Here is a 25890-nt window from a genome sequence, read left to right as displayed (position 1 = left end):
CTCACCAGGCGATGTCGATCAGCCGGCCGTCGCTGTGTCGGCAGAGTCCGGTTCCGCCCGAGGGGGTGTAGCGCGTGCCGTCGGCGTAGTGCAGAAGGCAGTCCAGGCTGGAGCCGCGGTCGCCCCGCATGATCGCCCCGGCCTCGCCCGCAGCGCCGGAATCCATGCCGAGGAAAAAGCTGGAGAGCAGCCCGTCCAATGCGGCAGGGTCCGCGGCGGCGCCGGCCGGTTCGGTCCGCCCGCCGAAGCGCTCGCCATCGATCACGGCGGCCAGCCGGTCGGACTCGGGGCCCTGCACGTAGGAGAACTGCACCGGCGCCTCGGTGCCGCGCGTCACGCCCTGCATCGTGCCGCTGCATCCGGCCAGCAGCAGTGCCGCGGCCGCGATCCGCCGTCCCATGCCCGATCTCCTCTCTTCCGGGGCAAACCGGCGGCAGGATAGGGCGATCCGGCGGAATTCCCGCCGGAATAGTGCCTAAAATGCGAGCTAACGCCGGGCGTCAGCCGCGGTCGCGCCCCGGGGCGAAGTGGCTGGGGATGAAGGAGCTGGGCTCGGGCAGGGCGATGCGGCCCATGTCGAGGAACTTCTTGCGCCGCTCGGCGACCAGCGCCTTGCGGTCGAGGCCCGACAGCTCGCCCAGCATCGCCTCGATGGCCTTGCCGACATTGTCCATCGCCACGCCGGGATCGCGCTGCGCGCCGCCCAGCGGTTCCGGGATCACCTTGTCGACCACGCCGAGCTGCAGCAGATCCTGCGCGGTCAGGCGCAGCGCCTCGGCGGCTTCGCGCATCTTGCCGGCGTCCTTCCACAGGATGGAGGCGCAGCCCTCGGGAGAGATCACCGAATAGACGGAGTGTTCCAGCATCGCGACGCGGTTGCCCGCGGCAATGCCCACCGCGCCGCCCGAGCCGCCTTCGCCGATCACGACCGAGACCAGCGGCACGCCGATGCCGAGGCATTTCTCCGTCGCCCGCGCGATTGCCTCGGACTGGCCGCGTTCCTCGGCGCCCTTGCCGGGATAGGCGCCGGGCGTGTCGACGAGCGTGATCACCGGCAGGCCGAAGCGGTCGGCCATGTCCATCAGGCGCACCGCCTTGCGGTAGCCCTCGGGGCGGGCCATGCCGAAATTGCGGTCGAGGCGGCTGGCGGTGTCATGGCCCTTCTCGTGGCCCAGCACCACGACGGGGCGGTCGTTGAACCGCGCCAGGCCGCCCATCACGGCGGCGTCGTCGGAAAAGCCGCGGTCGCCTGCCAGCGGCGTGAACTCGGTGAAGAGCGCGGAGATGTAGTCCTTGCAATGCGGCCGGTTCGGATGGCGCGCGACCTGGCATTTCCGCCAGGGCGACAGGTCCTTGTAGAGCGACACCAGAAGCGCGCGGGCCTTCTGGTCGAGCGCCTCGGCCTCGCGCTCCACCTCGATCTCCTCGGAGCCCCGCGCCAGCGCGCGCAGCTCCTCCGCCTTGCCTTCGATCTCGGCCAGGGGTTTTTCGAAATCGAGATAGCTCTGCATCCGTGGGCTCCGTCTGTTCCGGTGGGCTATATGGAGCCGGATGCAGGGAAACGCAACTGCGCCGGCGTCCGCTGGGCGGAGCGGGAATTGTGCAGTTGCAGCATTTCCGGGCAGGCGGCCGCTGCGGCGCGCGCAGCTAGCGTGCCATGCCGGGCGGGCGTCTGGCACATGGCGCAGCGAAAACCTAGCGTTTCTGTCGGGAGCGCGCCCAACCGACCGGAGACCCAGCATGTACGACGTGACGATCCAAGATCTTCCGCCCAAGCGCCTTGCCGCGCTCCGCCACCGCGGGGACTACGCCCTCATCGGCAGCACCTTCGATCGGGTGCGCCGGATCTTCGATGCGCGCGGTCTCTGGGCGCCGGGCCAGGCACTGGTGGCAGTCTATCATGACGACCCCGGCCAGGTGCCGGTCTCCGAGCTGTCGGGCCATGCCGGCGTGTCGGTCGGGGAGAAGGCGCTGATCCACGAGCTGTTCGACACGGTCGTGCTGAAGCCGGGCCGCCATGCCGTACTGCGCCTGGAGGGATCCTACGAGGCGCTGCCGGGCGCCGTCGACTGGCTGCGCGCTGACTGGCCGGGCTTGGCGGGCGAGGCGCCCGATCCGGATGCGCCGCTGCACGAGGTCTATGTCCGGCCGTCCGACGATCCGGAGGGCGCTCTGACAGAAATCCACATGAAGCTGTCGGGATAGGCTGCCGCGTCAGCGGCGGCGGCGCCCCGCGCGCAGCAGCGGGAGCGCCCCGGCCGCGCCGATCAGCAGCGGCAGGGCGGCCGGCAGCGGGGCCGTCCGGAAGCGGAAATCTCCGAAGGCGATTCCGCTTTCGGCGCTCTCGTCGTCGAAATGCAGCCGGTCGATCGCGCCGAGATCCGACAGGTCGATGGTCTTCTGCCGCTCCACCACCGCCTGGCCCAGCAACCGCCCGTCCAGGAAGGCGGTGACGGTGACCGAGTCGCCGGGCTGGACATGGAAGGCGGAGAAGACCAGGGCCTCCACCGGGGCGGCGAAGGAGATGGACCAGTCGGCATTGCAGCGGCCGGTCTCGGAGGTGGCGCAGGCTACGCCCAAGCCATCGCGCTCGCCGTATTCACCCGGCGGCCCGATGAAGATCTGGCGGTCTTCGGAGTTCAGCGAGGCGTTCGACAGCCGGATGGTCGTGAAGCCGGTCAGCCGGGTCAGGCCGGGTTCGGTGAAGTCGAGGGTTGCAACCTGGGGCTGCGGGCCGGCCGCGCCTGCAAGCGCAAGAACCGCAGCGGCAAGGAAGCCATTGCTCATGTAGGACCCCCGGCAGAGAGATGATTCTAGACAACCCAAAGAGATTATCTGAAATGCATGTATCTGCAATCACTTCCCGCATTACGTGTGCAGCGGGGCGGATTTGCGCCTGTCTTCCGGGCTCGGGAAAACGCGGGCCGCGCGCAGCCTCCCAACATCGCGCGGCCCCGGGCACCGGTCTCAGCTGCTTGCGATCAGCTCGGACTGGGCCACGATGACTTCGGCCTGCTTGATCGACGCGATGTCGACCAGGCGGCCCTTGTAGACGGTCGCGCCGAGGCCTTCGGCCTTGGCCTTCTCCATGGCGGCGAGGATCTCGCGCGCTTCGGCCACGGCTTCCTCGGACGGAGTGAAGACCTCGTTGGCGATGGCGATCTGCTTGGGGTGGATCGCCCATTTTCCGACCATTCCCAGCGTCGCCGAACGGCGCGCCTGCGCGCGGTAGCCCTCGTCATCGGAGAAATCGCCGAACGGACCGTCGACCGGCAGAACGCCATGCGTGCGGCAGGCGGCGACGATGGCGGCCTGCGCCCAGTGCCACGGATCCGACCAGTATTTCGCGCCTTCGCGGATCATGTAGTAGTTTTCCTGCGTCCCGCCGATGCCGGTGGTCTGCATCCCCATCGAGGCCGCGAAATCGGCGGCGCCGAGGCTCATCGCCTCCATCCGCGGGCTGGCCGCGGCGATTTCCTCGACATGGGCGATGCCTGCCGCGGATTCGATGATCACCTCGAACTTGATCGGCTTGGTGCGGCCCTTGGCGCGCTCGATGGCGGTGACCAGCGCGTCGACGGCATAGATGTCGCCTGCGCAGCCGACCTTCGGGATCATGATCTGGTCGATCCGGTCGGAAGCCTGCTCCAGCAGGTCGACCACGTCGCGGTACCAGTAGGGCGTGTCGAGCCCGTTGATGCGCACGGCCAGGGTCTTCTTGCCCCAGTCGATGTCGCCGATCGCCTGGATGATGTTCCTGCGCGCTTCCGGCTTGTCGTCGGGCGCGACCGAGTCCTCGAGATCGAGGTTGATGACATCCGCCGCAGAACTTGCCATCTTCTCGAAAATGGCCGGGCGGGAGCCCGGGCCGAAGAGCTGGCAGCGGTTGGGACGGGCAGGGGCCGCGGGCTGGATGCGGAAACTCATACGGGCCTCGTGGTCATTTTGTTTCAAAACTGATCCAGCTTTGGTTATATCCTTGCGCCTTCATCTGCAAGCGGGAATTTCGCATATGCGGCGCAAGGTGTCGCAGCTGCAGCGCAAGATGCCGGGAAGTCCCGGAAAAACGGCAGATTTGCCTGCGGATACGTCCACATCGGCGGTTTCATCATGCCAGTGCAGGGTTCATGTTGAAAGACAGGAGCGGCGGCGCATGATCGCCGCGAATATGAATGACGGAGTGAATGATGATCCAGCACCCCTATCTGCTGTTCCTCGGCGATGCCCCCGATCCGCTGGCTGCGAAGGTGGCCCAGGGGATCCGCGACTGGCGGCCGGATTTCGCTGTGGGCCAGCTGCGCCTGCCGGGCTGCAATGCCGACATGAAGATCCCCGACATGACCCTGGACGAGGCCAGGGCCGCCGGGGCCAAGACCCTGGTGATCGGCGTGGCGAACCGCGGCGGCGTCATTTCCGACAGCTGGATGTCGATCCTGGTCGAGGCGCTGGAGAAGGGCTTCGACCTCGCCTCGGGCCTGCACACGCTGCTGCGCGACCAGCAGCCCCTGGTCGATGCGGCCGCCCGCGCCGGGACCCGGCTCTATGACGTGCGCCTGCCCGACCGGCCCTATCCGATCGCAAACGGCGTGAAGCGTCCGGGCAAGCGCTGCCTTGCCGTCGGAACCGACTGCTCGGTCGGCAAGATGTACACCGCGCTGGCCATGGAAAAGGAAATGACCGCGCGCGGCATGAACGCGACCTTCCGGGCCACCGGCCAGACCGGCATCCTGATCACCGGCGGCGGCGTGCCGCTCGACGCGGTGGTCGCCGATTTCATGGCGGGCTCCATCGAGGCGCTGACGCCGGACAACGATCCGGATCACTGGGACCTGATCGAGGGGCAGGGCAGCCTGTTCCACGTCTCCTATTCCGGCGTGACCATGGCGCTGGTGCATGGCGGCCAGCCCGACGCGCTGGTGCTGTGCCACGAGCCGACCCGCCCGCACATGCGCGGTCTTCCGGACTACCAGCTGCCCTCGCTGGAGGCGCTGCGCGACGTCGCACTGCAGCTGGCGCAGGTGGCGAATCCGGCCTGCAAGGTCGTGGGCATCTCGGTCAACACCTCGGGCATGATCCCGGAGGAAGGCGACGCCTACCTGGCTGAGCTGGAGGAGAAGATGGGCCTGCCCGCCGTCGACCCGTTCCGCCAGGGCGCGGCCCGTCTGGTCGACGCGCTCGACGGCATCTGAGCGCCGTCCCGCCCCGGGTCCGGCCCGGGGCCCCGCAAGAACATCAGGAAGCGCCGGGCCGGGCCCGGCGCGCGTCAGTGCGAGAGGACATGCGATGACGCTCAAGATCGAGGTGCAGGCCGAAAGCTTCCGCCTGGCCCAGGCCTTCCGCATCTCGCGGGGGGCGAAGACCGAGGCGCAGGTGATCACCGTCACCCTGACCGGGGATGGCATTGCCGGGCGCGGCGAATGCGTGCCCTATCCGCGCTACGGCGAGTCGCAGGAGAGCGTCACCGACCTGATCCGCTCGCTGCCCGCGGACGTCACCCGCGAGACGCTGCAGGATCTGCTGCCCGCGGGTGCGGCGCGCAATGCCGTGGACTGCGCCTTCTGGGATCTGGAGGCAAAGCGGGCCGGCGTCCGAGCCTGGGATCTTGCGGGCCTTCCCGCGCCGGGGCCGGTCATCACCGCCTACACGCTGGGGCTCGACGAGCCGGAGGCGATGCAGGCCAACGCCGCGAAGAACGCCTTCCGTCCGCTGCTGAAGATCAAGCTCGGCACTCCCGACGACATGCCCCGGCTGGAGGCCGTCCGCGCGGGCGCGCCCAAATCCGAAATCATCGTCGACGCGAACGAGGGCTGGACGGCCGAGGTCTATGCCGATCTCGCCCCGCATCTCGCCCGGCTCGGCGTCACCCTGGTGGAACAGCCGCTGCCCGCCGCCGATGACGAAGCGCTGATCGGGCTCGACCGGCCGGTGCCGGTCTGCGCCGACGAGAGCGCGCATGACCGGGCTTCGCTGCACCATCTCAAGGGCAAGTACGACGTCATCAACATCAAGCTCGACAAGACTGGCGGGCTGACCGAGGCGCTGAAGCTGAAGCAGGCGGCGATGGCCGAAGGCTATGGCATCATGGTCGGCTGCATGGTGGGCTCGTCGCTTGCCATGGCGCCCGGGGTGATGCTGGCCCAGGGTGCGCGCGTGACCGATCTTGACGCGCCGCTCCTGCTGGCCGAAGACCGCGACACGCCGATCCTGTACGATCAGGACGGCATCCATCCGCCAGAGCCCGGTCTCTGGGGCTGACCGAGAGGACCCATCCATGACCCGCATCGTGTACCTGAACGGAGATTTCCTGCCCGCGGAAGAGGCGAAGATCTCCATCTTCGACCGTGCCTTCCTGATGGGCGACGGCGTCTACGAGGTGACCTCGGTCCTCGGCGGCAAGCTGATCGATTTCGACGGCCATGTGCGCCGGCTGGAGCGCTCGCTGGGCGAGCTCGGCATCGAGATGCCGATGTCCGCCGAAGAGCTGCTGGGCGTCCACAAGGAGCTGGTGGAGAGGAACGCCATCGTCGAGGGCGGCGTCTACCTGCAGATCACCCGCGGCGTCGCCGACCGCGACTTCCTGATGCCCGAGGGGCTGGCCCCGACGGTCGTGCTCTTCGGCATGCACATGAGCCTGGTGGACTCGCCCAAGGCCGAAACCGGCCTGTCGGTCGGCGTCACCGACGACCAGCGCTGGGCGCGGCGCGACATCAAGACGGTGCAGCTGCTCTATCCGTCGATGGCCAAGACCGCGGCCAAGAAGGCCGGGTTCGACGATGCCTGGCTGGTCGAGGACGGCTTCGTGACCGAGGGCACCTCGAACAACGCCTATATCGTGACCAAGGACGGCCGCATCGTCACCCGCCAGCTGTCGAACGACATCCTGCACGGGATCACCCGCGCGGCCGTTCTGAAGATGGCGAAGGAAGCGCAGATGCAGGTCGAGGAGCGCCCCTTCACCATCGAGGAGGCCAAGGATGCGGCGGAGGCCTTCATCACCTCGGCCACGACCTTCGTGATGCCGGTGGTCAAGGTCGACGGCGTCGAGCTGGGCGACGGCAAGCCGGGCCCGGTCGCGAAGCGCCTGCGCGAAATCTACATCGAGGAAAGCGCGAAGCTCGCCTCCTGATCCTGTCCCGCCCCGCCGGGCGGACCGGCAGCCATGGTTGCGGCGGGGATGCGTTCCCCGCCGCTTTTCATTTGCGGCCCCGCGCCCCGGGGCCGCGGAGCGGGACGATGTCGCGCAGGGGAGTGACGGCTTGACCGGATGCGGGCTGCAGGCAGCGGCAGCGCACCGGTCCTCCCCGGTCCGGAAGCCGTGCCCGTTCATGGCAATCATTCAGCGTACATGCCGTCCCGCGGGGCGCCGCGGCCCCGTGGAACTGTCACCTAAGGCGCAGCACCCCGGAGCCGCATGACCGGTCGGCAAGGCCCGCTAGGAACTCCTTCATGGCAATTCGGCGAGTGTCCTTGAGTCCGGACGCTGACGCTCCGGCCCGCGCCATGCTGTCCGGCTGTGGCCGTGGTGCGTTCCTGACCGGCGTTGCATCTTCCGTAGGTGCAAGGAGCGCCGTTCGGCCATTGCCTAAGCTTCAGCTTTCCGCGTGAAGAAGGGGCGCCATGCATGCGGTTCCAGGCGCAGTCCGTTCGGTCATGGCGGAAGCCGGCTGGAAACGGAGAAGAGGGCCGGGAGCCCCCGGTCTGGGATGCGGACGGGACCTGCAAAGGTGTCAAGGAGCGTCGGTCCCCGCACGGGGCGGGACATCCTCAGCGGCCTGCATCCGGGCGAGTGGACGGAACGCAGCCAGTTGCCGGGTGGTCCGGCGCCCGGCTTCGCGAGCCTTGCCCGCGATCTCGCCTGTTTCCCGCATGCCAGCGGCTGCTGTCCGACAGTCATTTCCACTAACGCGGGGCGGCGGCTGGGCAGGACGCGGCGAAGCCGAAGCTGGGTCATGAGAGAACCGGTCAAGCCCGCCGCCAGTGCGTCCCCGGTCCCAGCTTTCTGCCGCCGGTCGGCATGGCGCCGCCCGGGCGGCTGCAGCAGGAGGGAACAGGCCGGCGCCGTCCCGCGCGGGCTGTCCGGCATGGTCCCGGACGCCCGGGCAGCCAGGGACAGACCAAATTCCAAGCCCTGCTGCAGGGACATTCCCGGAGGCGCCCAAAGCCCGGAGAAGCGATGTCGCCTGTCCTGCTGGCCTTGCCGCCGGCCCCGAGGAAGCAGGCGGGGCCTGGGTCCGCCGGTCGCCCGCGTCAGGCTGCGCGGCCGATGCTGCCTGATTGCCCGGCGGCGCCGGTGCGGAACTGCGCGGCGATCGCCTTGAGCTCTTCGGCGGTCTTGCTCAGGGCAAAGCTCGCCGCGGTGGTTTCCTCCGTCATGGCCGCGTTCTGCTGCATCCCGGTTTCCAGCTGCACCGTTGCGGAGTTGATCTCCTTGATGCCGAGCGCCTGCTCCTGGGCGGAAGCGGAGATGTCGGAAACGTTGCCCGCGATTTCGGCCACCGCCGCGATGATCTCCCGCAGCGCCTGGCCGCTATGGTCGACCAGCTTCACGCCGCGCTGGATCTGCTCGGTGGAGCTGGAGATGAGGTCGTTGATCTCGCGCGCCGCCTCGGAGGACCGCTGCGCCAGGCCGCGGACCTCGGAGGCAACCACGGCGAAGCCCCGACCGGCCTCGCCCGCGCGGGCGGCCTCCACCCCGGCATTGAGCGCAAGCAGGTTGGTCTGGAAGGCGATGTCGTCGATCACGTCGATGATCTTGGAGATCTTGCGCGAGGAATCGTCGATTTCCGACATGGCGGAGACCGCCTGCTGCACGACCTCGCCGCTTTCCTCGGCCTTGGAATTCGCGGCGCGGGACAGGCCGTCGGCGCGGCGCGCCCGGTCGGCGGCGGTTTCCACCGCGGCGGTCAGCTGGTTCAGCGCGGCCGAGGTTTCCTGCAGCGTGGCGGCGGATTGCTCGGTGCGCCGCGACAGGTCGTCGGCCGCGGAGGAGATCTCGCTGCTGGTTCCGCTGATTTCGCCGATCCGGCCCGAGATCTGGATCACCAGCTCTGCGAGCTTGCCGAGCGCGGCGTTGAAATTGCCGCGCAGCTCTTCGTAGGCCTCGGGGAATTCGGCGTCGATCCGGGCCATGAGATCGCCGGAGGCCAAGCTCTTCAGCCCGTCGGCTAGGGCGCGCACGACCTGGTCCTGTTCCTCCTGCTGGCGGCGCTGGACCGCCTCGGCGCCGGCGCGCATCTCCTCGCGCTCGCGAAGTTCGCGGGCCTCCTGCTCGCGCTGCGCTTCCAGCGCCTCGGCCTCGCGCTGTCTCTCCCGTGCCTCCCGCTCGCGGTCCTCGCGCTCGCGGCGCAGGGTTTCCTCGCGCTGCTCGGCCTCGCGGGCGCGCTCTTCCTCCTGCATCCGCTGGCGGTCGAGGAAATTCTGGCGGAACACCTGCAGCGCGCTTGCGAGACTGGCGATCTCGCCGCCATGGCCGGCATAGGAGGGGACCGGTGCGGTGTCGCCCGCGGCCAGCCGTCCGGTGGCGCCGATCAGGCGGCCGAGGGGGCGCACCAGCAGGAACCAGAGCCCGGCAGGGGCCGCGGCGAGGATCACGCCGCAGGCGGCGGCCACCACCCACATACGCGCCCGGGCGGAGTCGGCCGCGGCGTTCAGCGAGGTGCTCGCCGCCTCGATCCGGTCGACGCTGCGCCCGCCCATGCCGCGGGCGAGCGCGGTGACTTCGGCCACGGCCGCGGCCGCGGTGGCCGAGGCGGTCTCGGCCTTGCCGCGGGAGTCGACCACAGCGGCGCGCAGGGCGAGGATCCCGGTATCGGGGGACGTTTCCGCGCCAATATCGCGGACGATGCCCGCGAGCTCGGCGTCCGAGGCGAAATTCGCGGCGCCCTGTTCGATCACCGCGAAGAGTTCCGCGGCCTGCTGCGCGGCCTGCGCCACGCCGGCCAGGTCGTCCGCCGAGGCGCCCGACAGCGTGGCCGACAGGAAGGCGGCGACTGCGCGCTCCATCGTGACGGCCATGTCCATCCGCTCCACCGCGTCGCGCTGGCCCGGGTCGGCCAGCGGATCGCGGGCGCGTTCCAGCTCCGTTGCCCAGATGTCCTGCAGCCGGGCGGTCGCCGCCGCGGCGGAGGCCATCAGCGCATCGCTCTGCTCCAGAGTCAGGTTGTCCTTCTCCAACTCGGTGCGGCGGGCGTCGGCGAGGTCGTCGAAGGCGGCGCCCATCGTGGCGATGTCCTCGACGAAGCCGGGGCGCAGATCCTCGCGCACGTCCTTGGCGTAGCCGTCGAAGGTTTCCAGCAGGCCGCCCAGCTTGTCCGATAGCCCGGAAATGTCGTCGCTGCTGCCCGCGATCAGCAGCTGCGACATGCTCTCGCTGATCTCAGATACCGCCTGGGTCATGCTGGAACTGCGCCGCAGCGCGGGCACTTCGCGGTTCTCGAATGCCGTGAGATCCGCGCTGAAGGCACCGAATACGTTGAGCGATATGGCCACGGCCGAGACGGCCAGGGCAGCCATGAGCACGATGATCCCGCCGACCTTGACGCCGACGCTTCCTGCCATGCGGCGCAACTGTGCGAGCATGCGAGTTCCTTTCCTGGGGCCGCGGGCGGCGGCTGGCAGCGCCCGTTCGGGGCCTGTCAATGGACCGTCAGCGTTTCCGGCCTGTTAAACCCTGCCTTCGAACTGCATCAAATTGTAGGCAACCGGCCTGCACCGGGCCCGTCCGCCTGCCGTGCTTGCATCTCGCCCCCCCTTTGGGTAGCGGGGGGCGGAGCTTGAAGGATGAGGCGGCCATGAGCGAGTTGCGCGGGAAATATCTGGAGCTGATCGCCGGAGCGGCGGACGAGGACACGCTCGAGGCGCTGCGGGTGCAGGCGGTCGGCAAGAAGGGCGAGATCAGCCTGAAGATGCGCGAGCTGGGCAAGATGAGCCCGGAAGAGCGCCAGGTGGCGGGCCCCGCGCTGAACGCGCTGAAGGACGAGATCAACTCGGCCCTCGCGGCCAAGAAGGCGGCGCTGGCGGATTCCGCGCTGGAAGAGCGCCTGCGCGCCGAATGGCTCGACGTTACGCTGCCCGGCCGCCCGGCCGCGCGCCGCGGCGGCACCGTGCACCCGATCAGCCAGGTGACCGAGGAAGTGACCGCGATCCTGGCCGACATGGGCTTCGTCGTCGCCGAAGGGCCGCAGATCGAGGACGACTGGTACAATTTCGACGCGCTGAACATCCCCGGCCACCATCCGTCGCGCCAGGAGATGGACACGTTCTACATGCACCGTGCCGAGGGCGACGCGCGCCCGCCGCATGTGCTGCGCACCCATACCTCGCCGGTGCAGATCCGCGCGATGCAGAAGACCGGCGCGCCGATCCGGGTGATCGCGCCGGGCCGCGTCTACCGCGCCGACTACGACCAGACCCACACGCCGATGTTCCACCAGGTCGAGGGCCTCGCCATCGACAAGGACATCTCCATGGCCAACCTGAAATGGGTGCTGGAGGAATTCTTCTCGGCCTATTTCGGCACCAAGGTCAAAACCCGCTTCCGCGCCTCGCACTTCCCCTTCACCGAGCCTTCCGCCGAAGTCGACATCCAGTGCAGCTGGGAAGACGGCATGGTGAAGGTCGGCGAGGGCGACGGCTGGCTCGAAGTGCTGGGCTCGGGCATGGTGCATCCGCATGTGCTGCGCTCCGGCGGGATCGATCCGGATGTGTGGCAGGGCTTTGCCTTCGGCATGGGGATCGACCGGATCGCGATGCTGAAATACGGCATCCCGGACCTGCGCGCCTTCTTCGATAGCGACCTGCGCTGGCTGCGCCATTACGGCTTTGCCTCCCTGGATGTCCCGACTCTGCATGGCGGCCTCAGCCGTTGAGGCTGTTCGAGCGGGATCACCGGCAGGGCGGCGCCGAAAAGCGCCGCCTCTACGCCGCCTTCGAAATCGCCTATACGGCGGTCGATTTCACGGCGGCGCTGCTGTTCATCCTCGGCTCGGTCTGCTTCTTCTACGACAGCCTGATGACCGCCGGGACCTGGATGTTCCTGGTCGGGTCCTTCTGTTTCGCGCTGAAACCCACGATCCGGCTCTGGCGGGAATTGCGACTCGCCCGGATGGGCGATACGGAGCGGCTCGCCGAGCGGGCCGAGGACTAGGCCGGTCTCCGGCGGAGGAGAAAAGGTTCTCTGTTTGTTCGAATTTTAAGAAATTCTGAACGGACGGGGCATAGAAAACCCGACCCAGGAGGGCAGTGGGCATGAGCAACGTAAAGGCAGTCAACCTCGCGGAGAAGCTGGTGCCTTTTTCGGACGAGCAGCAGGTGGGCGAGTTCAACGGACGCCCGCTGCGGCGCGTGACGCTGCCTGCCGGTGCCTGCTGCGACACCTCTGCGGGGGCGGTTGATTTCTTCCATGTCATCAAGGGCGCGCTGGAAATCGAGCTGCCCGAGGAGCTGGTCGAGCTGACCCGCGGCGAGATGTATGTCGTGCCCGCCGGGACCGGCTGCCGCGCCGCCGCGCTGGAAGAGACCGAGGTCATGCTGATCGACCGGAGTGCCGGACCGGCGCATCTGCACTGAGCGCCCGGTGGCGCGCGCGATCATGATCCAGGGGGCGGGCTCCAACGTGGGCAAGTCCATGCTGGTCGCGGGCCTGGCCCGCGCCTTCCGTGCCCGCGGGCTGTCCGTGCGCCCCTTCAAGCCGCAGAACATGTCGAACAACGCCGCCGTCACCGTCGATGGGGGCGAGATCGGCCGCGCCCAGGCGCTGCAGGCGCTGGCCTGCGGGGCCGAGCCGCACACCGACATGAACCCGGTGCTGCTGAAGCCCGAGACCGAGACCGGCGCGCAGGTCGTCGTCCATGGCCGCAGGGTCGCGACCGTGAAGGCGCGGGACTACGCCAAGCTCAAGCCCTCGCTGATGGCGCCGGTGCTGGAGAGCTTCGAGCGGCTGAAATCGCAGGCGGATCTGGTGATCGTCGAAGGCGCGGGCTCGCCTGCCGAGGTGAACCTCCGGGCGGGCGACATCGCCAACATGGGCTTCGCGCGGGCGGCGGACGTGCCGGTGGTGCTGGTCGGCGACATCGACCGCGGCGGGGTGATCGCCCAGCTGGTCGGCACGCAGGCCGTTCTGGACCCGGAGGACGCGGCGATGATCCGCGCCTTTGCCGTCAACAAGTTCCGCGGCGACGTTCGGCTCTTCGACGGCGGCGTGTCGCTGATCGAGGCGCGCACCGGCTGGCCGTCCCTGGGCGTGCTGCCGTGGTTCGGCGAGGCGCACCGCCTTCCGGCCGAGGACGCGCTCGACATCGCCGCCGGGCCGAAGGGCGGCAAGGTGAAGATCGCCTGCCTCTGCCTGTCGCGCATCGCCAATTTCGACGATCTCGATCCGCTCTCGGCCGAGCCCGAGGTCGAGGTGGCCATGGTCCGTCCCGGCGCGCCGATCCCCGGCGACTGCGCCGCGGTGATCCTTCCGGGCACGAAATCGACCCGCGGGGACCTGGATTTCCTGCGCGCGCAGGGCTGGGACATCGACCTCGCGGCGCATGTGCGCCGCGGCGGCCGCGTGCTGGGGATCTGCGGCGGCTACCAGATGCTGGGGCAGGAGATCCGCGATCCCGGCGGCCTGGAAGGCCCGCCGGGCGAGATGCCGGGGCTGGGGCTGCTGGATGTCGTGACCGAGATGCATCCGGAAAAGCGGCTGACCCGCGTTGCGGCGCGCCACGCCGCGAGCGGCCGTGACCTGCAGGGCTACGAGATCCATATCGGCGCGACCGAAGGTGCGGACCGGGCGCGGCCCTTCGCCTCCGTCGATGGCACGCCGGAGGGCGCGATGTCACCGGATGGCCGGATCGAGGGGACGTATCTGCACGGGCTTTTCGCCGATGACGGGTTCCGCGCGGCCTGGCTGGCCGGTCTGGGTGCCGCGCCTTCGGGGCTCGGCTATGCGGCCGGGGTGGAGGACGTGCTCGACCGCCTCGCCGCGCATATCGAGGCGCATATGGACCTCGACCGGCTGCTGTCGCTGGCCGGCTAGGGCTTCCAGTTCAGGAAGTTGGCGATCATCCGCAGCCCGGGCGCCTGGCTCTTCTCCGGGTGGAACTGCAGGCCGATGACGTTGTCCTTCGCCACGATGGCCGTCACTTCGCCGCCGTAGTCCACATGCGCCAGCCGTTCCGCCGGGTTGCCGACATGGAACTGGTAGGAATGGACGAAATAGGCGTGGTCGCCGGTCTTCACGCCGTCCAGAACCGGATGCGTGCCATCGATCACCAGGTCGTTCCAGCCCATGTGCGGCACCTTAAGCGCCGGGTCCGAGGGGGTGATCTTCACCACCTCGCCGCCGATCCAGCCGAGCCCGCGGGTGTCCTCGTATTCCCGTCCCCAGGTCGCCAGCATCTGCATGCCGACGCAGATCCCCAGGAAGGGCACTCCGCGCGACTGCACGGCCTCGACCATCGCCTCGTAGACCTGCGCATAGCTCTGCAGACCGTGCAGGCAGGAGGGGAACGCGCCGTCGCCGGGCAGGACCAGCCGGTCGGCGCGCGCCACGTCCTCGGGCTTCGAGGAGACGATCACCTCTCCCGCGCCGCTTTCCCGCGCCATGCGCTGGAACGCCTTCTCGGCCGAGTGCAGGTTGCCGGACTCGTAGTCGATCAGCACCGTGACCATCAGAGCATGCCCTTGGTGGACGGGATCGCGTCGGATTTGCGCGGATCGGTCTCCAGCGCGTCGCGCAGCGCGCGCGCCACGGCCTTGAAGGCGGCCTCGGCGATATGGTGGCTGTTGACCCCGTGCAGGCAGTCGACATGCAGCGTGATCCCGCCATGGGTGGCGATCGCCTGGAAGAACTCGCGCACCAGCTCGGTGTCGAAGGTGCCGATCTTCTGGGTCGGGAAATCCACGTTCCAAACGAGGAAGGGGCGGCCCGACAGGTCCAGCGCGGCGCGCACCAGCGCGTCGTCCATCGGCAGCAGGCAGGAGCCGTAGCGCAGGATGCCCTTCTTGTCGCCGACGGCCTTCGACAGCGCCTGGCCGATGGCGATGCCGCAATCCTCCACCGTGTGGTGGTCGTCGATATGCAGGTCGCCTGTCGCGCGCAGCGTCAGGTCCATCAGGCTGTGACGCGCGAGCTGGTCGAGCATGTGGTCGAAGAAGCCGACCCCGGTCTTCACGTCGTAGGTCCCGGTGCCGTCGAGATCGACGGTCAGGGTGATGTCGGTTTCCGCGGTCTTGCGGGTGATCGTGGCTTGGCGCATCGGAACGTCCTCCTGCGCGCCCCGTCTAGCGGCAAGGGCCGGCGAGGAAAAGACCCTGTGACACGGCTGCATCATCGCGTCCGCGGGAGAGGGCGTCATGGATCTGTGACCGAATCCGGGCTACGGTTTTCCCGAAACAGACTTTCAGGAAATCCGAAAATGCCCGAAGATCTCGCCCCGCCGATTGCCGCAACTCCGGTCCTTGCCCCGAATGTCTATGACGCGGAGCCGATCCCGGAGGCGGCGCGGCGGGAGGTCGAGCGCCTGCTCGCCTCGGGCGACCTGTTCCGCTACACCGCCGCCGCCGATGCGCCGGTCGCGCTGCTTGAGCGCGAATTCGCGGAGATGATGGGAACGAAATACGCCCTCGCCGTGGCGTCCTGCTCGGCGGCGCTGTTCCTGTCGATGAAGGCGCTGGGGCTGCCCAAGGGCGCCAAGGTGCTGATCCCGGCCTTCACCTTCGCGGCCGTTCCTTCTGCCGTCGTCCACGCGGAGTGCGAGCCGGTCCTGGTCGAGGTCGGGGCGAACTACCGGATCGACATGGCGGATTTCGCGGAGAAGTTCACCGGTGACATCGCCTGCGTGCTGATCTCGCACATGCGCGGCCATACCTCCGACATGGACGCGATCCTGGAGCTGGCCGAAGCCAAGGGCGTGCCGGTGATTGAGGACGCGGCGCATTCGCTGGGCACGCTCTGGCACGGGAAGAAGATCGGCACGCTGGGCAAGGTGGGCTGCTTCTCCTTCCAGTCCTACAAGCTGCTGAATGCGGGCGAGGGCGGCATGCTGGTCACCGACGACCCGGGCATCATCGCGCGCGCCGTCATCATGTCGGGCGCCTACGAGCACAACTGGGCCAAGCACGGGCTGGTCGCCGAGATCGTGTCCGAATGGCAGAACAAGCTTCCGCTCTACAACACGCGGCTGTCGAACCTTTCCGCGGCGATCATCCGCCCGCAGCTGGGCGAGCTGCCGCGTCGGGTGCGCGACGGGCTGCGCAACCACGACTACGTGGCGGAGCGGCTGAACCGGTCGCCGTGGCTCGACGTGCCGCCCTGCCTGGAGCCCGAGACCCGCGCGCCGGATTCGCTGCAATTCACGCTCAAGGGCATGGACGGGGAGCAGGCGCGGGCCTTCATGGCGGCCGCCAAGGCGCGGGGCGTGTCGGTTCAGGTCTTCGGGCTTTCGGAGGACAATGCGCGGGCGTTCTGGAACTGGAAGTTCCTCGGCGATCTGCCGGACCTGCCGAAGACCCGCGCGATGCTGATGTCGGCCTGCGACACGCGGCTGCCGGCACGGCTGACCCTGCCGGAACTTGACGTGATCTCGGATGCGCTGGTTGCGGCGGCGCAGGAGGTGATGGGCTGAGCGCGGGCGGCAGCCGCCCCTCACCCTGGCCCTCTCCCCGGCGGGGAGAGGGAAGGCGCCGGATCAGGCGCCGAGCGCCGACCGGTAGAAATCGCCGATCCAGCCGGCAGCCCGGGCACTGTCCACGGGCGTTTCCGCCGATTTTTCCGCGGTCTCGACCTGGCCCGGCGCGAAGATGCCGGTGCCGCGGCGCAGATCGACGAGGCCCAGAAGGCATTCGTTGGTCATCTCGGGATGGGTCTGCAGCGTCAGGATGCGCTCGCCGATGCGCATCGCGCCCACGGGCACGTCCTCGCCGGTCGCGATCACCCGCGCGCCCTCGGGCAGCTCGACCACCTGGTCGCCATGCCAGGCATTCAGAGCGAGCGGGCCCAGCCCCTCGACCTCGTAGCTCTGGCGCCCGATCTTGATGCCGCCGGGATGCCTCGCGACCTTGCCGCCGAAGGCCTGGGCGATGATCTGGTGCCCGAAGCAGATGCCGACCAGCGGCTTGTCCGCCGCGCGGATCTCGCGCAGGAAGGCCTCCAGCCGCGGGATGAAGGCGTGGTCCTCGTAGGCGCCGAGCGGCGAGCCGGTCACCAGCCAGCCGTCGCAGTCGTCCGGGCTGTCCGGGAATTCGCCGTCGACCACGGCCCAGACCGGCATCTCGAAGCCCTGCGGCCCGAGGAAGTTGCGGAACCATTCGGTATAGGTGCCGTGGGCGGTCTCGATGCTTTCGGCCACATGGCCGCATTTCAGGATCCCGATGCGCGGGCGGGGGGCAGTCATGGAAACTCTCCGGAACTCAGACGGCGTCCATCAGGGTCATCACCGTTTCGGCGGCCGAGAGCTTTGCCATCTGGTGCTGTTCCTGACGCTTCACCGCCGACATAGTCTCGATCAGGTCCGGAGGGAAGATCCGCGCCATGCGCGGCGAGCCGGAAAACCGCTCGATCGCGCCGTCCCAGTCCATCGGGAACTGCAGCACGCGCTGGCCGTAGGCGGAGCCGATCACCGGCTCGGGCGGGGCGAGCCCGTCCTCGATCCCGGCAATGCCGCCGCCGAGGATCGCGGCCATCACGAGGTAGGGATTGGTGTCCGCCCCGGCGGCGCGGTGCTCGATCCGCCGCTCGGCCGGGTCGCCCGCCGGGATGCGGATCGCGCAGGAGCGGTTCTCGTAGCCCCAGCTGGCGGAGGTCGGCGCCAGGCTGTCGGGGGCGAAGCGGGCATAGCTGCCCTCGTGCGGCGCGAAAAGCAGCGTCGCGCCGGGCAGGCAGGAAAGCCCCCCGGCCACTGCCTGGCGCATGATCGCGGACCCGGCCTGGAGCCCGTTGTCGAAGACGTTCCCCTGCGGCCCGTCCGCCCAGTAGGAGATGTGCAGGCCGTTGCCGGGCTGCTCCTCGAAGGGCTTGGCCAGGAAGCAGGCGGCCATGTCGTGGGCGCGCGCTGTGCCGCGGATCAGCGCCTTCAGCAGCCACAGGTCGTCGGCGGCGCGCATCGCGGGGACCGGGCCGAGGCTGAGCCGGAACTGCGCCAGGCCCGCGCCGGAGACGGTCTCGTCGAGCTGGAGGCCCATGGCCTCGGCGCCGAAATAGACGTCGTCGAAGAAGGCGGCGAAGGCGTCGAGCTGGGCGACGCTGCCCGCTTGCGAGGCGCGCAGCGGGCGGCCGGAATCCGGGGCGTTGGCGGGGGCCAGCGCGGCGCCGGTATCGTCGACCAGCATCACCTCGATCGAGGGGGCGGCCTTCACCTTCCAGCCCCGCTTGTGCCAGCGGCCGATCACCTTCGACAGCGCATGGCGCGGGCAGGTGGGCGAGGGGCGGCCGTCATCGGTGAACATCCACATCGGCATCAGCGTGGCGGCCTGCACGAGCCAGGGCATCGGCACCGGGCCGCGCTCGGTCACCCGCAGCTGGCCGTCGCCATCGGCGGGGCCGGCCAGCGCGGCATGGCCCAGCACGTCGAGCGACAGGGTGGACAGCGGCATCCTGAGCCCGGTGAATTCGATCCTGGCGGCGGCCGAGCCGGGCAGGCGCTTGCCGCGCATCTGGCCGTTGAGGTCGGCGCAGGCGGCGCGGAGGGAGGCGGTCTCGATCTCCATCTCAGCGCACCAGCTGCAGGCGGAAGCGCAGGCGCTGGCGCTGCGACGGGGCGAGGTGGCGGTTCAGGCGGCGGTTGACCAGCCCGAAGCCGGTGATGACGCAGAGGGTCACGATCACGAAATACCCCGCAACGATGGGATAGGGGATGAAGGGGTTGAAGGTCTTGTCGGCGAAGTAGTTGGCGTAGTAGAGCGCGTCGCCCTGCTGCTGCCAGGCCGGGAAGCCGGAGAAGAAGACCAGCGTCGTGGCGTGGAAGAGGAAGATCGCCTCGTTCGTGTAGGCGGGCCAGCCCAGGCGCAGCATGGTCGGGAAGGTCACCCGGCGGAATTTCTGCCAAGTGGACATGCCGTAGGCATCGGCGGCCTCGAGGTCGCCCTTGGGGATGGAGCGCAGCGCGCCCGAGAAGATCTCGGCGGCATAGGCTGAGGTGTTGAGGAACAGCACGATCAGCGCCCCGGCCCAGGCCTTGGTCAGCCAGCGCGTGTCGGCGGTGAGTTCCACGATCCCGAGGTTGATCGGAATGCCGTCGCGGGGCAGGAGCACGAAGGCCTGGTAGGCTATGAAGAACTGGATGAAGAGCGGCGAGCCGCGGAATACGAAGATGAACCACTCGGCAGGCTTGCGCGCCGCAAGGTGGTCCGAATTCTTGCCCATGGCCAGCGCGACCGCGAACCAGAAGCCGAAGAACAGTGCCAGGAGCCCGAAATAGACGTTCCAGATCAGCCCCGAGCCGATCAGCACGAACTGGTCGCACAGGGTGAAGTCCGTCCGGGGCAGCAGCCGCTCGCCGAGGCCGATGGCGCGCAGGCCATAGGCCTGGATGGTGTCCAAGCAGCTCATGCCGCGGCCTTTCTCAGCTTCTCGCCCGCCGCCGTCGCCTGTCCGTGGCTCAGCCGCCGTGACAGCCGGGCGAAGACGCGCTCGGACACCGACGTCAGCAGCAGGTAGAACACGAGCAGCGCCAGGAAGTACCAGATCCGCCAGTCCGGATGCGGGTAGGCGAAGGTCGAGGTCTTCGAGCCGCCGAGCTCTCGCGCCCAGTAGACGATGTCCTCGACGCCCAGGAGGAACAGCAGCGGCGTGGCCTTGACGAGGATCTGCCACAGGTTCGACAGGCCGGGCAGGGCATAGACCCACATCTGCGGCACCATGATCCTCCAGAAGGCCTGGCCATGGGTCATGCCGTAGGCTTCGGCGGTCTCCATCTGCGCCCGCGGCACCGCCTTCATCGCGCCCGACAGCACGTTGGCCGCGAAGGCGCCGAAGACGATTGCGAAGGCCAGCACGGCCAGCGCGAAGCCGTAGCTTTCATGGATCCATTGCGGAGCGGAGCTCTGCGGCAGCTTGGCGGCGGCGCAGACCACGAAATCGTTGCCCTGCCGCACCGGCTGGTCCCAGTCCGGGCACAGCGCCCTGTGGCGCAGCCATTCGAACAGCTGGTCCAGCGCGATCGGCACGAACAGGAAGAAGATGATGTCCGGAATGCCCCTGACCATCGAGGTATAGGCGAGGCCGAGCCAGCGCAGCGGCGCGAAGCGGGCGCGCGCGGCCATGGCGCCGGCGAAGCCGAAGGCCAGGGCTGCGGGCGCGGTGACGGCCAGCAGCAGCAGGACCGTGCCGAAGGACCAGTAGAAGGCGAACTGCTTGCCCGTGGTCAGGTAGCAGGCCATCCATTTCAGGTCGCCGAGGGCGGAGGGGTCTGAGCAGAACTCGAACATGCGCTTGGGGCGCCCGGGTCAGGCCCGGGCGCCGCGTGCTTCAGAAATTCGGATCGACGTCCGGGAACCATTTTGCCATCAGTTCGGCGAGCTTGCCGTCCTCCTTCATCGAGGTCAGCGCGGCGTCCATCTTCTCCTTCAGCTCGGTGTCGCTCTCGCGCAGGCCGATGCCGATGCCCTTGCCGAGGATCACGTCCTCGCCGATGAATTCCAGGTCGGGATCCTCGCTCACGATCGGCGCGAGGAAGCCCTTGTCGGCCAGCACCGCGTCGACCTCGCCGTTGCGGACCGCGGCGACGGTCTCGTCGGGGGTGGCGAATTCGACCAGCGTCGCGCCGGTCTCCGCGACATGGGCGGCCTGGATCGTGCCGGTCTGCGCGGCGATCACCGCCGATCCGACATCGACATCGCCCATTCCGGCATAGGCGGAGGGATCCGGCGGGAAATAGGCCTGGGTGAAATCGATCACCTCGTCGCGCTGGTCGGTGATCGACATGCCTGCGAGGATCGCGTCGTAGTTGCCGGAGACGAGGTTCGGGATGATGCTGTCCCAGTCGTTGGTGACCCAGGTGCAGTCCAGTTCGGCGCGGGCGCAGATCTCGTTGCCGACATCGATGTCGAGCCCGTCCACCTCGTTGGCATCGTTGATGAAGTTGTAGGGAGGATAGGCGCCCTCCGTGGCCATGCGCACGGTGTCCTGTGCCAGTGCGGCGCATGTGCTCGCGGCCAGCATGGCGGTGCCCAGAAGCAGGTTTCTCATGGAAGTGTCCCTCGTTCGTTCTTGTCGGTGTCAGGCGGCCGTCGCTGCAAGGAATTGCTGCAGCCGCTCGGATTTCGGGGCGGAGAAGAGCTCGGACGGCGGGCCCTCCTCCTCGATGAGGCCCTGGTGCAGGAACACGACATGGTCGGAGATGTCGCGCGCCATGCGCATGTCATGGGTCACCAGCATCATGGTGCGGCCCTCTTCGGCGAGGCTGCGGATCACCTTGACCACCTCCTGCTCCAGTTCGGGATCGAGCGCCGAGGTCGGTTCGTCGAACAGCAGCGCCTTGGGCTGCATGGCAAGCGCGCGGGCGATCGCGGCGCGCTGCTGCTGGCCGCCGGACATCTGCGCCGGGTAGACGTCGCACTTGTCGCCGATGCCGACCCGGTCCAGAAGCTGGCGGGCGCGGGCCTCCACTTCGGCGCGGTCCTCGCCCAGCACGGTCAGCGGGCACTCCATCACGTTCTGCAGGACGGTCATGTGCGCCCAGAGATTGAACTGCTGGAACACCATCGACAGGCTGGTGCGGACGCGGCGGACCTGTTTCGGATCGCCGGGGCGGCGGTCGGGGCCGCGGCCCTTCCAGGAAATCGGTTCGCCGTCGAAGAGGATCTCGCCCTGCTGGCTGTCCTCCAGAAGGTTGCAGCAGCGCAGGAGCGTCGACTTGCCCGAGCCGGACGAGCCGATCAGCGACACGACATGGCCGCGCTCGGCCTTGATCGACACGCCCTTCAGAACTTCCAGCGGCCCGTAGGCCTTGTGCAGATCCCTGATCTCGATGACGGGCGTTTGTCCCACGCTCTGTCCCCCATGACGTCGGACCATTTACGTCAGCCTTGCGCGCAGAGCGCAAGGGCTTGCGTCGCGGGAGGGGCGGAAAATGCGGGCATGTGCCCGCCGCTTGGGCAGCCGCGGCACGCGGCCTCCGGAGCGGGGCAGGCCGGGCACGGCCGCGGGCCCTTCGAGCGCGCAGGATCCCGGGCATGGCCAGGCCGCCCGCCGCCAGCGGCAGGGCTTCATCGACGCTGCAGCAGGTGTGCCGTTCCGCACCCGCGGTCGATTGCCGGCTGGGCCGGAGGCATGGCCGATGCGCCGCAGCTTCGGGAGAAATTCCGATTGGCCGCCACGGTCAGGCAGAGCGCGCCGGTCATCTCCGCCGCGAAAGCATCACCGGGACCCTCGAGGGCGGTTAGGCGCCTGCTTGGCAAGGCAGGGGATGTCCACAGCGGAGGCGACGGTCCGGGCGGCAGGATTGTCTTTCGGCCCGGCTGGGCTGCCGACTTGCAGTGCCATGCAGCCGTCGCGGAACTGGGATCCATGTTCGGGCCGACGCTTGCGATGGCCAGGTCCGGCCCGCCGGTGAACATGCCGAACATGCCGAGCATGACGCCATCCCGGCTGTCGCCGCCGGCGTGGCCGGTCGACGGCGATGCGGGCGGCAGCTCCCGCGGAAGCAGATCACGGGCCCGGGGAACCGAGGAAAGCCGTTCCGTCGGCGCAGCAGCTTCCAAGCCGGAAAATCACGCCGCAAGGCCGAGCTGCGCAAGCTCCCGCAATCGACAGCTCGGGCTCGGGATGCAACGTCCTGCGGCGCGAAGCCCGTGCGGAGGTCTCCGGCGTCAGAGGCGGCGTTCGACCCGCTGGCGGGCGAGCGCGCTGTCGCGGTCGTTCACGCCGAGGAAATTGGCGACCATGCGCAGGAGAGAATCCTCTTCGTCGTCGCGGTCGCCATCAGCCAGCACGACTTCCCAGAGCGCCTCGATCACCGTCTCGCGCTCCTCGTAGGGGACGCTGTCCTTGATCGCGCGGGTGAAACGCACCGTGTCCGGGGCCTGCCGTTCCAGCTCTTCGGCCTCGCGGCGCAGCTTGGCGGCCTCGAAGGGCGAGAGCCCGTGCTTGCGCGACAGGACCTTGTCGATCCGCGCAATCTCGACATCGGCATAGTCGCCGTCGGAACGGGCGACGCGCACCAGCAGCGCCGCGAGCGCCAGGCGGGCATCCGGTTCCGGCAGCCGTGCGGGGCCGGGCTCTAGCAGGGTTCTGAGAAGGTCACCGAACATGGCATGGACTTAGGCTGCCCGGCGCGCTCCGCCAAGACACAAATCGGCGAACGGGCCCGTTCATGCGGTCGCAGCGCGGGAAAGCAGCCGGTTCATCTGCGCATCGCCGAGCGCGCCGATTGCCAGCGTGCGGCCGATGGCCAGCGCGGGCGTGCCGGGAATGGCGAAGACATGGGCGAGCGCCCGGGCATGGCGCAGCGCGGCCTCCACCTCCGGTCCCTGCATGTCGGCCGCCATCCGGTCCGCATCTAGCCCGGCAGCTTGGGCAAGGTCGCGCAGATAGGCGGGCGAGGGCCGGAACCGGCTCTGCATCAGCCGCGCATGGACCGGCAGGTAGCCGCCCTGCAGCCCGGCGGCCAGCGCGGCGCGCGCCGCGCTTTCGCTGGTGGGCCCGAGCAGCGGCAGCTCGTGCCAGGCCATCGATGCCCGGTCCTGCCGGTTTTCGGCCCAGTCGAGCAGCAGAGGCTCGATCTGGCGGCAATTGGGGCAGTTCACGTCGGTGAAGACGGCGACCGGCACGGTGCCGGGCCGCGGAGCCCCGAAGAGCGCGGCAGCGGGATCGCGCCGCACCGCGGCGATCTCGGCGCCGATCCCGGCGGAGGTGCTGCCCTCCATCCCGGCCAGCGCGGGCGGCAGGGTGATCCCGCCGCTTTCGATACGGCGGAAGCCGGGCAGGCCGGGGATGGGCTCCGCCGGGGGAAGCGGCGCGAAGTGCCTCAGCGCGCGCGGCACGCCGAGCACGGCGGCAGCGGCACCGGCGGCGAGGAGGAGGGAGCGTCGGGACAGGGCCATGCCGCCTGACTGGCACGGATGGGTCGGGAACGCCATGCTTGCCAGGCGTGCCGACGATGGGGTATTACCCTAGGTAAACTATTTTTTAACGTCGATTTCCGGTCATTCGGGAGGAATGGCATGCAGGTTTTGGAAGGAGCGATGGCCTTTGCCGTCGCGATGATCATCTTCTCCACAATGGCCACCGGGATCGTCGAGATCCTGCTGCGGACCCTCAACACGCGTCCGGCGCTGCTCAGGAAGGCAGTGATGCAGATGCTCGACCGCATGGTTGACCAGCGGATGCCGCATCTGAAGGATCCGGAGAACGTGCTGTGCTCGGACCTGCTGTCCGACGCCCAGGCCACGGATATCGCCAAGGCGCTGGGGGAGGCCGCTGCCGCGGCGGGAAAGGCCGTCGAGGATCTCGACCCCAAGGAACGTCTCGCCGTCGCGAAGCACCTGACCGAGAAATGGTCCCTCGACTGGGAGAAGCGGCGCATGCGGCTGGCCGACGAGATGACCTGCAGTCCGGTCCATTTCAAGGTCGATGCGCATCTGGACGGGGACGGTACGCAGGGCGAATCCATCTTTTCCAAGCTGAAGCGGGGCGTGCAGGTCGTTCTTCCGGACCGGATGGGCCGCAAAATCGGAACCGGGCATGGCTACCAGTTCCTCCAGCGCCGCCTGCTGGTCCAGTCGCTCAGCACCTATGCCTTCCTCCAGCGGCTGGCCGGCAGCGAGCTGGGTTCCGAGATCGTCGAGCACGGAATGCGGATCGCGAAGGAGTCGCCGCTGCTGGGGAAGCGCGAGGCGGTCCGGCAGCAATGGCAGGACTGGCAGCGCATGTACGAACGCTACCGCGCCACGGTCAGCGAGCAGTTCCGCCGCAAGGCGCAGCTGTGGACCGTGCTCATTTCCGTTCTGCTGGCCCCGATTTTCAACATCCACGCCGTGCGCCTGGTGAACGCCGTGATGAACGACGATGCGCTGCGCCAGAGCCTGATCGCCATGGGCGAGGAGGTCGGCAAGCAGTATTCGGAGCAGCTGGCCCAGCTGAACGCGACCCTCGACGATCTGGAGGCGCATGCCGGCGAAGCGGGGGTGGTGGATTTCGCCGCGGAAATCGACACGCTGAAGACCACGCTGGCCGGATTCCTTGAGACGCTGCAGCCTCTGCTGGAACAGGATTCGCCTGAGGACCTTGGCAATGTGCGCGACGCGCTGGCGGCGCTGTCGGACCAGGACGTGGCCAAGATTGCCGGGCAGCTGAGGGCGCTGACCGACGCGATGGCGCCGATCCTGGCTCCGTTGGATGCGGAGGCCGCGGGCGGCGCGGATGCGGCGCGGCTCGAGGCCCTGACCGGCATCCGGGATGCGCTCGACGCCTTTGCCAAGGCGCTCGGCCGCGAAGATTTCGAACAGCAGCTGAAGGATCTGCGCGCCGCGCTTGCTCCCGTCCTGGACCAGCCGGTCCTGCCCGTCGGCCTGCATTACTGGCCGCATTGCATGGAGATGGACGGCGTCGACCTTGACCCGCTCTGCACCGAGCGCGCCAACTGGACGGGGCAGGAAAGGACCTGGGCCTGGATATCCTGGACGTTCAACGCGCTGCTGGCGGGGATCCTGATCGGGCTCGGCGGGCCGTTCTGGTACAAGGTGTTCAGCAGCCTGTCGCAGCTGACCAACGCCTTGCGGGCCTTTGGCGGGGGCACAAGGAATCCCGAGAATATCGAGGCGCCCTCGGCCGCGGACGAAGGCACGTCCACGGCGGAGAAGAAGCGGGCGGAAGAGGATGAAATGGACGTCCTCACCCGCAACGCGGAAGAGGCCAGGCAAGGCAGGCGCCTGCGCCGGGAGCGCAGGGCCAGGTCTGCCTGACCG

General features: G+C 68.7%; 26 protein-coding genes. 10 read left to right on the top strand and 16 right to left on the bottom strand.

The annotated features are described in order from the left end of the window. Position 1 precedes the first annotated feature (1 nt). Together HCC78_RS00895 and HCC78_RS00890 are read right to left on the bottom strand one after the other, a co-directional pair. Positions 2-400: a hypothetical protein gene (locus tag HCC78_RS00895; RefSeq protein WP_172326842.1), complete on the bottom strand. Its 399-nt coding sequence runs from the start codon at positions 398-400 to the stop codon at positions 2-4. Between the two features lie 100 nt (positions 401-500). After that, on the bottom strand, positions 501-1511 hold the full coding sequence (locus HCC78_RS00890) for an acetyl-CoA carboxylase carboxyltransferase subunit alpha (RefSeq protein WP_172326841.1): 1011 nt from the start codon (positions 1509-1511) through the stop codon (positions 501-503). A 229-nt stretch (positions 1512-1740) separates the two neighbouring features. On the opposite strand from HCC78_RS00890, the gene HCC78_RS00885 reads away from it, so the two are divergent. Beyond that, positions 1741-2205, top strand: a complete 465-nt coding sequence (locus HCC78_RS00885; protein ID WP_172326840.1) for a GyrI-like domain-containing protein — start codon at positions 1741-1743, stop codon at positions 2203-2205. A gap of 9 nt (positions 2206-2214) precedes the next feature. Here the strand turns inward: HCC78_RS00885 and HCC78_RS00880 are convergent, their stop codons facing one another. Further along, positions 2215-2787: a hypothetical protein gene (locus HCC78_RS00880; RefSeq protein WP_172326839.1), complete on the bottom strand. Its 573-nt coding sequence runs from the start codon at positions 2785-2787 to the stop codon at positions 2215-2217. Between the two features lie 180 nt (positions 2788-2967). Next, positions 2968-3927 (bottom strand): L-malyl-CoA/beta-methylmalyl-CoA lyase, encoded by a 960-nt coding sequence (locus tag HCC78_RS00875; RefSeq protein ID WP_172326838.1) that lies wholly within the window; start codon positions 3925-3927, stop codon positions 2968-2970. A 260-nt stretch (positions 3928-4187) separates the two neighbouring features. On the opposite strand from HCC78_RS00875, the gene dgcN reads away from it, so the two are divergent. The 3 genes from dgcN (at position 4188) to HCC78_RS00860 (ending at position 7126) form a co-directional block, all read left to right on the top strand. After that, the gene (gene dgcN / locus HCC78_RS00870; RefSeq protein WP_172326939.1) at positions 4188-5189 is read left to right on the top strand and encodes an N-acetyltransferase DgcN; all 1002 of its coding nucleotides are present in this window, start codon (positions 4188-4190) and stop codon (positions 5187-5189) included. A 94-nt stretch (positions 5190-5283) separates the two neighbouring features. Further along, complete coding sequence (gene dgcA, locus HCC78_RS00865) at positions 5284-6255, top strand: N-acetyl-D-Glu racemase DgcA (protein WP_172326837.1); 972 nt, start codon at positions 5284-5286, stop codon at positions 6253-6255. 16 nt (positions 6256-6271) lie between these two features. Continuing rightward, positions 6272-7126, top strand: coding sequence for a D-amino-acid transaminase (locus HCC78_RS00860; RefSeq protein WP_172326836.1), 855 nt, complete (start codon positions 6272-6274; stop codon positions 7124-7126). 1121 nt (positions 7127-8247) lie between these two features. Here the strand turns inward: HCC78_RS00860 and HCC78_RS00855 are convergent. Next, positions 8248-10578 (bottom strand): methyl-accepting chemotaxis protein, encoded by a 2331-nt coding sequence (locus HCC78_RS00855; RefSeq protein ID WP_172326835.1) that lies wholly within the window; start codon positions 10576-10578, stop codon positions 8248-8250. Positions 10579-10790: 212 nt separating this feature from the next. Between HCC78_RS00855 and pheS the strand changes: the two genes are divergently transcribed. The 4 genes from pheS to HCC78_RS00835 all read left to right on the top strand — a co-directional run bounded on the left by pheS (position 10791) and on the right by HCC78_RS00835 (position 14023). Continuing rightward, complete coding sequence (gene pheS, locus HCC78_RS00850; protein WP_172326834.1) at positions 10791-11867, top strand: phenylalanine--tRNA ligase subunit alpha; 1077 nt, start codon at positions 10791-10793, stop codon at positions 11865-11867. After that, on the top strand, positions 11864-12145 hold the full coding sequence (locus HCC78_RS00845) for a YrhK family protein (RefSeq protein ID WP_172326833.1): 282 nt from the start codon (positions 11864-11866) through the stop codon (positions 12143-12145). Before pheS ends, HCC78_RS00845 begins: the two co-directional genes overlap by 4 nt. A gap of 101 nt (positions 12146-12246) precedes the next feature. Next, the gene (locus tag HCC78_RS00840; RefSeq protein WP_172326832.1) at positions 12247-12567 is read left to right on the top strand and encodes a hypothetical protein; all 321 of its coding nucleotides are present in this window, start codon (positions 12247-12249) and stop codon (positions 12565-12567) included. 22 nt (positions 12568-12589) lie between these two features. Next, positions 12590-14023, top strand: coding sequence for a cobyric acid synthase (locus tag HCC78_RS00835; protein ID WP_172326938.1), 1434 nt, complete (start codon positions 12590-12592; stop codon positions 14021-14023). Here the strand turns inward: HCC78_RS00835 and hisH are convergent. After that, positions 14020-14658 carry an imidazole glycerol phosphate synthase subunit HisH gene (hisH, locus tag HCC78_RS00830; RefSeq protein ID WP_172326831.1) on the bottom strand — a complete coding sequence of 213 codons (639 nt, stop codon included), beginning with the start codon at positions 14656-14658 and terminating at the stop codon, positions 14020-14022. The genes HCC78_RS00835 and hisH overlap by 4 nt on opposite strands. Then, positions 14658-15245, bottom strand: a complete 588-nt coding sequence (hisB, locus tag HCC78_RS00825) for an imidazoleglycerol-phosphate dehydratase HisB (protein WP_172326830.1) — start codon at positions 15243-15245, stop codon at positions 14658-14660. Before hisB ends, hisH begins: the two co-directional genes overlap by 1 nt. A 159-nt stretch (positions 15246-15404) precedes the next feature. Here hisB and HCC78_RS00820 point away from each other — a divergent pair, with 159 nt between their 5' ends. Next, positions 15405-16613, top strand: a complete 1209-nt coding sequence (locus HCC78_RS00820; protein WP_172326829.1) for a DegT/DnrJ/EryC1/StrS aminotransferase family protein — start codon at positions 15405-15407, stop codon at positions 16611-16613. 63 nt (positions 16614-16676) lie between these two features. On the opposite strand, the gene HCC78_RS00815 is transcribed toward HCC78_RS00820, so the two are convergent. The 9 genes from HCC78_RS00815 to HCC78_RS00775 all read right to left on the bottom strand — a co-directional run bounded on the left by HCC78_RS00815 (position 16677) and on the right by HCC78_RS00775 (position 24027). Next, positions 16677-17381 carry a type 1 glutamine amidotransferase gene (locus HCC78_RS00815; protein ID WP_253948976.1) on the bottom strand — a complete coding sequence of 235 codons (705 nt, stop codon included), beginning with the start codon at positions 17379-17381 and terminating at the stop codon, positions 16677-16679. Positions 17382-17397: 16 nt separating this feature from the next. Further along, the gene (locus HCC78_RS00810) at positions 17398-18693 is read right to left on the bottom strand and encodes a glutamine synthetase family protein (RefSeq protein WP_172326828.1); all 1296 of its coding nucleotides are present in this window, start codon (positions 18691-18693) and stop codon (positions 17398-17400) included. A 1-nt stretch (position 18694) separates the two neighbouring features. Then, the gene (locus tag HCC78_RS00805; RefSeq protein ID WP_172326827.1) at positions 18695-19534 is read right to left on the bottom strand and encodes an ABC transporter permease; all 840 of its coding nucleotides are present in this window, start codon (positions 19532-19534) and stop codon (positions 18695-18697) included. After that, positions 19531-20412 carry an ABC transporter permease gene (locus HCC78_RS00800; protein ID WP_172326826.1) on the bottom strand — a complete coding sequence of 294 codons (882 nt, stop codon included), beginning with the start codon at positions 20410-20412 and terminating at the stop codon, positions 19531-19533. Before HCC78_RS00800 ends, HCC78_RS00805 begins: the two co-directional genes overlap by 4 nt. 40 nt (positions 20413-20452) lie before the next feature. Beyond that, complete coding sequence (locus HCC78_RS00795; RefSeq protein ID WP_172326825.1) at positions 20453-21172, bottom strand: transporter substrate-binding domain-containing protein; 720 nt, start codon at positions 21170-21172, stop codon at positions 20453-20455. Between the two features lie 30 nt (positions 21173-21202). Continuing rightward, a complete protein-coding gene (locus HCC78_RS00790; protein ID WP_172326824.1) occupies positions 21203-22000 on the bottom strand; it encodes an ABC transporter ATP-binding protein in 798 nt (265 codons plus the stop codon). Between the two features lie 191 nt (positions 22001-22191). Next, positions 22192-22560: a hypothetical protein gene (locus HCC78_RS00785; RefSeq protein ID WP_172326823.1), complete on the bottom strand. Its 369-nt coding sequence runs from the start codon at positions 22558-22560 to the stop codon at positions 22192-22194. Between the two features lie 234 nt (positions 22561-22794). Next, complete coding sequence (locus tag HCC78_RS00780; protein ID WP_172326822.1) at positions 22795-23235, bottom strand: TerB family tellurite resistance protein; 441 nt, start codon at positions 23233-23235, stop codon at positions 22795-22797. A 60-nt stretch (positions 23236-23295) separates the two neighbouring features. Then, a complete protein-coding gene (locus HCC78_RS00775; RefSeq protein ID WP_172326821.1) occupies positions 23296-24027 on the bottom strand; it encodes a DsbA family protein in 732 nt (243 codons plus the stop codon). A 120-nt stretch (positions 24028-24147) separates the two neighbouring features. Here HCC78_RS00775 and HCC78_RS00770 point away from each other — a divergent pair, with 120 nt between their 5' ends. Next, entirely contained in the window at positions 24148-25887 is a 1740-nt protein-coding gene (locus HCC78_RS00770; protein WP_172326820.1) for a hypothetical protein, read from the top strand. Positions 25888-25890: the final 3 nt, after the last annotated feature.

Origin of the sequence: Mangrovicoccus sp. HB161399 (assembly GCF_013184745.1) — a bacterium.
Taxonomy (GTDB): Bacteria; Pseudomonadota; Alphaproteobacteria; order Rhodobacterales; family Rhodobacteraceae; genus Mangrovicoccus.
This window is presented reverse-complemented; position numbering and strand designations above follow the sequence as displayed.